Here is a 284-nt window from a genome sequence, read left to right as displayed (position 1 = left end):
CCACCCAGGCCAAGGCGGGCGGCCTCGACGCCAACCCCGCCCAGGCCGACCTGCACAAGGCCATCGACCCGCGGCAGGACGGCAAGTACGCCGGCAGCGTCAACGGCCAGAGCGCCACCAAGCCGCAAGGCGGCCAGCGCAGCGGCGGCGACCCGGTCGAACGCTTCGCCGTGCCCGCCATCGTGCTCGAAGGCCCCGGCGCCGTCGCCCTGACCACGCCCAACAGCGCCACCGCCTTCGCCGGCGAACACCTGCACATCACCAGCCAGCACGACACCCACCTA

General features: G+C 73.6%; 1 protein-coding gene. It reads left to right on the top strand.

Annotated features, from left to right (window positions below; genetic code table 11):
* Positions 1-284: DUF2345 domain-containing protein (locus ASG87_RS01915; RefSeq protein ID WP_157510832.1), on the top strand; the 284-nt coding region annotated here is incomplete at both ends.

The sequence above is a fragment of the Frateuria sp. Soil773 genome (genome assembly GCF_001428405.1).
Lineage (GTDB): Bacteria > Pseudomonadota > Gammaproteobacteria > Xanthomonadales > Rhodanobacteraceae > LMSL01.
The sequence above is the reverse complement of the archived record's forward strand: the minus strand, read 5'-3'. Positions and strand labels throughout refer to the sequence as shown.